This window comes from Modestobacter sp. DSM 44400 (assembly GCF_900107175.1).
GTDB lineage: Bacteria > Actinomycetota > Actinomycetes > Mycobacteriales > Geodermatophilaceae > Modestobacter.
Map to the genome: position 1 here is coordinate 1 of NZ_FNOZ01000084.1, position 8,775 is coordinate 8,775.

At 72.1% G+C, this 8,775-nt stretch carries 8 protein-coding genes; 4 read left to right on the forward strand and 4 right to left on the reverse strand.

The window, feature by feature from the left end:
• Positions 1–89: 89 nt before the first annotated feature.
• A complete protein-coding gene (locus BLW04_RS23740; protein ID WP_091547932.1) occupies positions 90–722 on the reverse strand; it encodes an SACE_7040 family transcriptional regulator in 633 nt (210 codons plus the stop codon).
• Between the two features lie 62 nt (positions 723–784).
• On the opposite strand from BLW04_RS23740, the gene BLW04_RS23745 reads away from it, so the two are divergent.
• Positions 785–2,398, forward strand: coding sequence for a carboxyl transferase domain-containing protein (locus tag BLW04_RS23745; protein ID WP_091547934.1), 1,614 nt, complete (start codon positions 785–787; stop codon positions 2,396–2,398).
• A 49-nt stretch (positions 2,399–2,447) separates the two neighbouring features.
• On the opposite strand, the gene BLW04_RS23750 is transcribed toward BLW04_RS23745, so the two are convergent.
• Positions 2,448–2,972, reverse strand: a complete 525-nt coding sequence (locus BLW04_RS23750) for a ferritin (protein WP_091547936.1) — start codon at positions 2,970–2,972, stop codon at positions 2,448–2,450.
• Positions 2,973–3,070: 98 nt separating this feature from the next.
• On the opposite strand from BLW04_RS23750, the gene BLW04_RS23755 reads away from it, so the two are divergent.
• From BLW04_RS23755 to BLW04_RS23765, 3 genes are all read left to right on the forward strand, one after another.
• Positions 3,071–3,256, forward strand: a complete 186-nt coding sequence (locus BLW04_RS23755) for a hypothetical protein (RefSeq protein WP_091547938.1) — start codon at positions 3,071–3,073, stop codon at positions 3,254–3,256.
• An 87-nt stretch (positions 3,257–3,343) separates the two neighbouring features.
• Positions 3,344–5,338 carry an acetyl-CoA carboxylase biotin carboxylase subunit gene (locus BLW04_RS23760; RefSeq protein WP_091547946.1) on the forward strand — a complete coding sequence of 665 codons (1,995 nt, stop codon included), beginning with the start codon at positions 3,344–3,346 and terminating at the stop codon, positions 5,336–5,338.
• A gap of 5 nt (positions 5,339–5,343) precedes the next feature.
• Positions 5,344–6,498 carry an acyl-CoA dehydrogenase family protein gene (locus tag BLW04_RS23765; protein WP_091547940.1) on the forward strand — a complete coding sequence of 385 codons (1,155 nt, stop codon included), beginning with the start codon at positions 5,344–5,346 and terminating at the stop codon, positions 6,496–6,498.
• A 348-nt stretch (positions 6,499–6,846) separates the two neighbouring features.
• On the opposite strand, the gene BLW04_RS23770 is transcribed toward BLW04_RS23765, so the two are convergent.
• The gene (locus BLW04_RS23770) at positions 6,847–7,860 is read right to left on the reverse strand and encodes an NADPH:quinone reductase (protein ID WP_091547942.1); all 1,014 of its coding nucleotides are present in this window, start codon (positions 7,858–7,860) and stop codon (positions 6,847–6,849) included.
• A 355-nt stretch (positions 7,861–8,215) separates the two neighbouring features.
• The gene (locus BLW04_RS23775) at positions 8,216–8,479 is read right to left on the reverse strand and encodes a WhiB family transcriptional regulator (RefSeq protein WP_217631242.1); all 264 of its coding nucleotides are present in this window, start codon (positions 8,477–8,479) and stop codon (positions 8,216–8,218) included.
• Positions 8,480–8,775: the final 296 nt, after the last annotated feature.

Sequence of the window (8,775 nt, forward strand, 5' to 3'; positions counted from 1 at the left end):
CTACGACAAATACGCCACCACCTACCTCGGCGGTGTCCTCCTCGGCTGCATGATCATCCATCACCGCGTCCGCAGTTAGCAGACACGCTCTAGGTCGGTGGCTGGGTCGGGGGCTGGCTGCGCTGCCCGGCGCCGGCCGCTGCCGCGGCCATGCCGGCCAGCAGCTCGGCCATCGCCGGGCGGGCCAGCCGGCCGGCACTGTGCGGGGTGGAGTTGATCAGGCCGAAGACAGCGTGCGCCCGGGCGCGGCAGGCCGCCGTCGAGGACTGCGGGTGCAGCCGGGCCAGCACGTCCACCCACACCTCGACGTAGCGGCGCTGCAGTTGGCGGACCTGCCGGGCGTCCCGCTCGCTGAGCGCCCCGAGGTCCCGGTCCTGCACGGTGATCAGGGCGGGGTTGTCCAAGGCGAAGTCGACCTGGAAGCCGATGAGCGCGCGCAGCTGGTCGGCCGGGTCGGGGCCGGCCCCGGCGACCTGGGCGGTGCCGCCGGCCAGCAGCCGCTCGCTGATCCGCAGCAGCATCTCGGCCAGCATCGCGTCCTTGCTGGCGAAGTGCCGGTAGATCGCCGGCCCGGTCACGCCGACCGCGGCGCCGACGTCGTCGACCCCGACGCCGCGCGAGCCCCGCTCGGCGAACAGCTGGGCGGCCGCGCGCAGGATCTGCTCCCGGCGGGACGGCCGGGTGGCGTCGGCGTGCAGCGCGCTGTCCGGCTCGCTGGGCACCTGCAGAGGTTAGCTGCGGTTCACGCTGGACCGACAGGGTGAACGATGGTTAACCTCTGGGCGTGGATGCACCGGTGCTCCCCAGCGTCCCGCCCGCGGACCCCGCGACGGCGGCCCGCAATGCCGCTGCACATGCGGCGCTCGTCGCCGACCTGGCCGGCCAGCTGCAGGTAGTGGCCGCCGGCGGCGGGGAGCGTGCCCGCGACCGGCACGTCTCCCGCGGCAAGCTGCTGCCCCGCGACCGGGTCGATGCGCTGCTGGACCCGGGCAGCCCGTTCCTGGAGCTCTCCCCACTGGCCGCGCACGGCCTCTACGGCGGGGATGCGCCGGCTGCCGGCATCATCACCGGCGTCGGGCGGGTGGCCGGCCGGGAGTTCGTCGTCGTCGCCAACGATGCCACCGTCAAGGGCGGCACCTACTACCCGATGACGGTGAAGAAGCACTTGCGGGCGCAGGAGGTGGCACTGGCGAACCGGCTGCCCTGCGTCTACCTGGTCGACTCCGGCGGTGCGTTCCTGCCGATGCAGGACGAGGTCTTCCCCGACCGCGAGCACTTTGGGCGGATCTTCTACAACCAGGCCAACCTGTCCAAGGCCGGCATCGCCCAGATCGCCGCCGTCCTCGGGTCGTGCACCGCCGGCGGCGCGTACGTGCCGGCGATGAGCGACGAGGCGGTGATCGTCCGCGGGCAGGGCACGATCTTCCTCGGCGGGCCGCCGCTGGTGAAGGCCGCGACGGGGGAGGAGGTCACCGCCGAGGACCTCGGTGGGGGCGACCTGCACTCCCGGGTCAGCGGGGTCACCGACCACCTGGCCGAGGACGACGCCCACGCGCTGCAGATCGTCCGCCAGATCGTCGGCACCCTGGGGCCGCGCACGCCGCCCCCTTGGGACGTCGAGCCGGTCGAGGAGCCGCGGTACTCAGCCGAGAGCATCTACGAGGTCGTGCCACCGGAGTCGCGCACGCCTTACGACGTCCGCGAGGTCATCGCGCGACTGGTCGACGGCAGCCGGTTCGCCGAGTTCAAGCCGCTGTACGGGGCGACCCTGGTCACCGGCTTCGCCCGGCTGCACGGCCATCCGGTGGGGATCATCGCCAACAACGGCGTGCTGTTCAGCGAGTCCGCCCTCAAGGGCGCCCACTTCATCGAGTTGTGCGACCGCCGGAAGATCCCACTTGTCTTCCTGCAGAACATCTCCGGGTTCATGGTCGGCCGCGACTACGAGGCCGGCGGCATCGCCAAGCACGGCGCCAAGATGGTCACCGCCGTCGCCACCGCCCGGGTGCCCAAGCTGACCGTCGTCATCGGCGGCTCGTTCGGCGCCGGCAACTACTCGATGTGCGGTCGGGCCTACTCGCCCCGCTTCCTGTGGACCTGGCCCAACGCCCGGATCTCCGTCATGGGCGGCGACCAGGCCGCCAGCGTGCTGGCCACCGTTCGCCGCGACGGGTTCGAGGCGCGCGGCCAGGAGTGGTCGGCCGCCGACGAGGAGGCGTTCACCGCGCCCATCCGCGCGCAGTACGAGGAGCAGGGCAACCCCTACTACGCCACGGCCCGGCTCTGGGACGACGGGGTCATCGACCCCGCCCAGACCCGCACCGTGCTCGGCCTGGCCCTCTCGGCCTGCGCCAACGCACCCCTCGAGGAGGTCGGCTATGGCGTCTTCCGGATGTGACCGGTCCGCCCGTTCCGGCCGAAGTGGCCACTTTGGCCGAAAGGGGACCTCAGACGCCGGCGATGCGCGGTGCGGTCGGGTCGACACCCTCGGGGCTGGTCTCCCGCTGCACGTAGTCCTCGATCTGTTCCACGTCGTGGGCGGAGCGGCGCACGACGGCGAGCAGGTCGCTCATCGTGCTGACCTCCTCGACCTGCTCCTTGATGAACCACTGCATGAACTGGTCGGAGGCGAAGTCGTTCTCCCGGCGGGCGACCGCGGTCAGCTCGTTGATCTGCTGGGTGACCCGCTTCTCCTGCTCCAGGGCCAGCGCGACCGGGGCGATCACGTCGACGAAGGAGGTCACCGGGGCCACGATGCCCGGGATCTCGACGCGGGCGTCGGCGTCCAGCAGGTAGCGCACCATCATCATCGCGTGGTGCCGCTCCTCGACCGCCTGGTCGAAGAACAGCTGCGCGGTCTGCTGCATCGTCTGCTCGTCGTAGTAGATGGCGATGGCGATGTACTGCTGGTGCGCGGCGAACTCGTGGCCGATCTGCAGGTTGAGCTGGTCGATGAAGGCATCGGCGGCCATGGGTGCTCCCGGATCGCGAAGGTGACGTCGGGGCGAACGGTAGCGGTCGATACGCCGGCCGCCTCGACGGGTGGAAAAGGCATGGCTAACCTCATCACGTGGGGAAATCGGCGAAGCTGCCCAAGAAGAAGTGCTGTGAGGACAAGCCGCGGTGCGGCCGCTGCCCGCTGCGTGCGCTCGCCGAAGGCACCCTCCCGCCCGGCTACACCGTCAAGAAGCGCCACCTGGTCAAGGTCGGCAAGGCCGACGCCGTGCTCGCCAAGAGCAACCGCAAGGCGGCCTGACCCTTCGTTCCGCCATTACAGCTGTAGAAGCCGCCCCGACCAGCGCCTCTACTGCGGTACTGGCGGAAATGGGCGGGGCTGGTGACGATGTTCTCGACCGTCCTGGTCGCCAACCGCGGCGAGATCGCCGTCCGCGTCCTCCGCACGCTGCGGGCGATGGGTATCCGCTCGGTCGCCGTCTACTCCGACGCCGACGCCGGCGCGCTGCACACCCGGCTGGCCGACGTCGCCGTCCCGATCGGTCCGGCGCCGGCCGCGCAGAGCTACCTGTCCATCGAGCGGGTGCTCGACGCCGCCGTGCGGACCGGCGCGCAGGCCGTGCACCCCGGCTACGGATTCCTCTCCGAGAACGTCGAGTTCGCCCGCGCCTGCGAGAAGGCCGGGATCGTCTTCATCGGTCCGCCGGTGGCCGCGATCGAGGCGATGGGCGACAAGATCCGCGCCAAGCAGACGGTGTCCGCGGTCGGCGTGCCGGTCGTGCCGGGCCGCGCCGAGCCGGGCATGGACGACGCCGCGGTCGCCGCCGCGGCCGTGGAGGCCGGCTTCCCGGTGCTCCTCAAGCCCAGCGCGGGCGGTGGTGGCAAGGGGATGCGGATCGTGCGCGCCGAGTCCGAGCTCGCCGAGCAGATCGCCGGCGCCCGCCGGGAGGCGCGCAGCTCCTTCGGCGACGACACCCTGCTGGTGGAGCGCTACGTCGGCAACTCCCGGCACATCGAGGTTCAGGTGCTCGGCGACACCCACGGCACGGTCGTGCACCTGGGGGAGCGGGAATGCAGCCTCCAGCGTCGCCACCAGAAGGTCATCGAGGAGGCGCCGTCCCCGCTGCTGGACGCCGCCGGCCGGGCCCGGATGGGCGGCGCGGCGGTCGAGGCGGCCCGGGCGGTGGGCTACACCGGCGCAGGCACGGTGGAGTTCATCGTGGACGCCGATCGCCCCGAGGACTTCTTCTTCCTGGAGATGAACACCCGGCTACAGGTCGAGCACCCGGTCACCGAGTGCGTCACCGGGCTGGACCTGGTCGAGCTGCAGCTGCGGGTGGCGGCGGGGGAGTCGCTGCCCTTCGGTCAGGACGACGTCGTCCTGACCGGGCACGCGATCGAGGCGCGGGTCTACGCCGAGGACCCGGCCCGCGGGTTCCTGCCGCAGGCCGGCACCGTCCTCGCGCTCACCGAGCCGGCCGGGGCCGGGGTGCGGGTCGACTCCTCGCTGGCGGTGGGCACGGTCGTCGGCAGCGACTACGACCCGATGCTGGCCAAGGTGATCGCCGCCGGCCCCGACCGGGAGACCGCCCGCGCCCGCCTGGTCGCGGCCCTGGAGCACACCGCCGTGCTGGGCCTATCCACCAACACCGGCTTCCTGCGCGCGCTGCTGAGCGACCCCGACGTGGTCGCCGGCCAACTGGACACCGGCCTGATCGAGCGGCGGGGCGCGGCGCTCACGGCCGCGGAGCCGCCGTCCGCAGCGGTGTACGCGGCCGCGGCGCTGGCCCTGCTGGTCGAGTCCGAACCCACCGGTGCTCTCGTCGACCGCTGGAACGTCCCGGACGGCTGGCGGCTCGGCGAGCCGGCCTGGACCGTGCGCCGGCTGTCGGTCGCCGGTGGGGAGCCGGTGACCGTGCGGGTGCGTGGCCGGTCCGGCGACGCCGTCGTCCGGGTCGGGGAGGACGAGCCGGTGCCCGTCCGCGCCGAGCGGGACGGCGCGGCGCTGCTCGTCACGATGGACGGCGTCCGGACCCGGTACACCGTCGCCTCCGCCGACGGCGTCCTGTGGTTGGCGGCCGACGGCCGGGTCACCGCACTGCGCGAGCAGGAGCGGTTGGCCACGGCTGCCGGCGCGGCGGTCAGCGACGGTGCGGTCACCGCGCCCATGCCGGGCACGGTGACGCTGGTACAGGCGTCCGTCGGCGACCAGGTGGAGGCGGGGACCCCGCTGCTGGTCGTCGAGGCGATGAAGATGGAGCACGTGCTGACCGCCCCGCTCGCCGGGACGGTCACCGAGCTCGGCGTGACGGCCGGCCAGTCGGTCCGGCTCGACGAGCGGGTGGCCGTGGTGACCCCACCGGCCGCCGCCGAAGAGGAGTGAGCCACGTGCTGGACTACCGGCTGGACGCCGAGACCGAGGCGCTGCGGAAGACCGTCCGCGAGTTCTCGCAGGAGGTCATCGCCCCGCAGATCGGGGAGTTCTACGAGCGCGACGAGTTCCCCACCGCGATCGTGCGGCAGATGGGCGAGCTGGGGCTGTTCGGACTTCCCTTCCCCGAGGAGTACGGCGGCTCGGGCGGGGACTACTTCACCCTCTGCATCGCGCTTGAGGAGCTGGCCCGGGTCGACTCGTCGATGGCGATCACCCTGGAGGCCGGGGTGTCGCTGGGCGCGATGCCGATCTTCCGGTTCGGCACCGAGGAGCAGAAACAGCGGTGGCTGCCCCGGCTGTGCGCCGGGGAGGCACTGGGTGCGTTCGGCCTGACCGAGCCCGGCGGCGGTTCGGACGCCGGGGCCACCCGCACCACCGCGAAGCTCGAGGAGGGGCAGTGGGTGATCAACGGCAGCAAGGCATTCATCACCAACGCCGGCACCGACATCACCGACCTGGTCACCGTCACCGCCGTCACCGGCACCCGAACCGACGGCAAGAAGGAGATCTCGGCGATCATCGTGCCCTCGGGCACGCCGGGGTTCGTCGTCGGCAAGCGGTACTCCAAGGTCGGCTGGAACGCCTCGGACACCCGGGAGCTGAGCTTCACCGACGTCCGGGTGCCCGAGGAGAACCTGGTGGGGGAGCGCGGCCGCGGGTACGCGCAGTTCCTGTCGATCCTCGATGAGGGGCGCATCGCGATCTCCGCGCTGGCGGTGGGCCTGGCGCAGGGATGTGTGGACGAGAGCGTGAAGTACGCCGCGCAGCGGGAGGCCTTCGGTCAGCCGATCGGCCGCAACCAGGCGGTGCAGTTCATGATCGCCGACATGGAGGTGCGGGCCTCCACCGCCCGGCTGGCCTACTACCGGGCCGCGGAGAAGATGCTGCGCGGGGAGCCGTTCAAGCGCGAGGCCTCGATCGCCAAGCTCTACAGCTCCGAGATGGCCATGGAGAACGCCCGGTACGCCACCCAGGTGCACGGCGGGTACGGGTTCATGAACGAGTTCCCGGTCGGCCGTTTCTACCGCGACGCCAAGATACTGGAGATCGGCGAGGGCACCTCCGAGGTGCAGCGGATGCTCATCGCCCGCTCGCTTGGGGTCGGGTGATCTCGCGGGACGTGGTCCTGCGGCGAGGCTGTCCACTTCCGGCCGGTCGTCGCACCGGAAGCTGATCGGTGGGGTGTCTGTGCGGTGTGCCAGCCCTTGCCGATGACCACGGTGTCCGAGGCGGAGGTTGTACCTCGCGGCGGTGGTGCCGGAACTGGAGCGACGCCGGCGGCATGGAAGGGCGGCCTGCATTCCTGATGCCGCGATGAGCTGGCGACGACTGCACCTCGGGAGTCGACGTCGGGTCGGTGGGCCCCCCGCGAGTTGATCATCGGCATCATGCGCGCGGAGACGCTGTGCGCGGCGTGTCGGGCGACCACTCGACGACGATCAACTCAGCGAGGCCCCTCAGGCGGTGACGTCGATGAGCACCTTGCCGATGGCGCCGTCCTGGACGGCCTGGTGGGCGGCGGCTGTCTCGGCGAGCGGGAAGACGTGCAACGGCAGTCCGGCCTCGCGGCCGACCCGGACGGCGCCGTCCTGCACCGCGGCGTTGACGTCCTCGACGCCGATCTCCTTGGCCCGGACCGGCTCGGTGTAGACCAGCACGAACTGCCAGCGGGCGTTGCGGGTCATCTGCAGCCGGACCGGAATGGTCACCTCGGCTCCGCCGTCGTCGGCGTACATGGCGACCGCGCCGTGCTGGCCGATCACCTGGGCGTCGACACCGGAGTTCGCCGCGGCCGAGACCTCGACGATCGCCTCGACGCCGTGCGGGACGATCTTGGTGACCTCGGCGACGACGTCCTGGGCCTTGTAGTTGATGACGTGGTCGGCGCCCGCCGCGGCGGCCAGCTGGGCCTTCTCCGGTCCGCTGACGGTCGCGATCACCGTGGCGTCGGCCCAGCGCGCCAGCTGGATGGCGGCGTTGCCCACGGCGCCGGCGCCCCCCTGCACCAGCACGGTGCGGCCGGCGAGCGACCCGGGGCCGATCCGGTCGGGCACTGACTCGGCCAGGGTCAGGCAGCGGTGCGCGGTGAGGAAGGGGATGCCGAGTGCGGCGCCGAGCTCGAAGGAGGGCGCGGCGCCCAGTGGCACGGTCTGGCGGGCGGGCACGACCGTGTACTCGGCTGCGGTGCCGTGCGGCCGCTGGTAGGCCGCCTCCCAGATCCACACCCGCTCCCCGACGAGCACCGGGTCCACGCCCCGGCCGACCGCCTCGACGGTGCCGGCGCCGTCCTGGTTGGGCACCTTGCCGCCCGATCCGGGGTCGGCGTTGGTCCGGGACTTCCAGTCCGTGGGGTTGACCCCGGAGAACGCGAGGCGCACGAGCACCTCACCCGGTCCGGGTTCGGGGGTGGGGCGGTCGCCGAGCGTGAGGACGTCGGGACCGCCGGACTGGGTGTAGGTGATGGCTCGCACGAGCCCTCCCTACCCCCGGTCGGGAAGCGCTGATCCTCCAGTGCCCCGGCACGGTGGTCCGGTGTGGTCGCCGGGCGGCTGGGAAGGTGGCCAGGTGGCGACCGCGGTGCTCGGGGTGCTGGTCGCGGTCGTCGGCATGGTGGTGGTCCATCAGCCGCGGGCCCCCGCCGCCTCTCGGCGACGACGGAGCGGTGGCCCGTGCGTGGGACGCCGGCGCCGTCCTTCTGGGCCTCGCACGGGTGCTCGTGCTGGCTGGCCTGGCCCGGAACAGGCGCACGCCGTCGACGACGTCCCGTGGCGCGGGCCCGGCCCGAGCCGGGATTGGTGGTGTGCGGCGTGCCGGTCGGGCGGGGTGTCAGCTGGCCCGGCGGCGCAGGCGGCGACGCTCGCGCTCGGACAGGCCGCCCCAGATGCCGAAGCGCTCGTCGTTGCCCAGCGCGAACTCCAGGCATTCGGCGCGGACCTCGCAGCCGGTGCAGATCTTCTTCGCCTCCCGGGTGGAGCCGCCCTTCTCGGGGAAGAACGCCTCGGGGTCGGTTTCGGCACACAGGGCGCTCTCGTGCCAGCTCGGCGTATCGGCGTCCGTGCCACCGAAGCCGGCGTCGAACACAGTCGCCATGCTCAGTGCGTCCTGCGCGTAGGCGGTCGGCTCGACCGCCGCTGCCGCTTCCCGGTACTCATCCAGCCATGAAACCTCAGCCACCACGATGCGTCCCCCTGCGTCTCGTTGAGGCATCCGCCTCTACGGCTGGTTGCCTTCGTGTCACCGTCTGTGACTACGAGGAAATTACACCCGTGGCATTCCGCCCCGGTCAAATGTCGGCGGTGTTACGCGGAGTCCCATCAGTCACATCCGCCGCGTCTACCCCGAGGTTGTCCCGGGTCTCGTGGAAGTTGAGGTGGCGGTCCCCCGCC

Coding starts and splice junctions, on each gene's coding strand:
- BLW04_RS23775 (WP_217631242.1), bottom strand. CDS start 8,479: ATGGCGACTGTGTTCGACGCCGGCTTCGGTGGCACGGACGCCGATACG.
- BLW04_RS23760 (WP_091547946.1), top strand. CDS start 3,344: ATGTTCTCGACCGTCCTGGTCGCCAACCGCGGCGAGATCGCCGTCCGC.
- BLW04_RS23750 (WP_091547936.1), bottom strand. CDS start 2,972: ATGGCCGCCGATGCCTTCATCGACCAGCTCAACCTGCAGATCGGCCAC.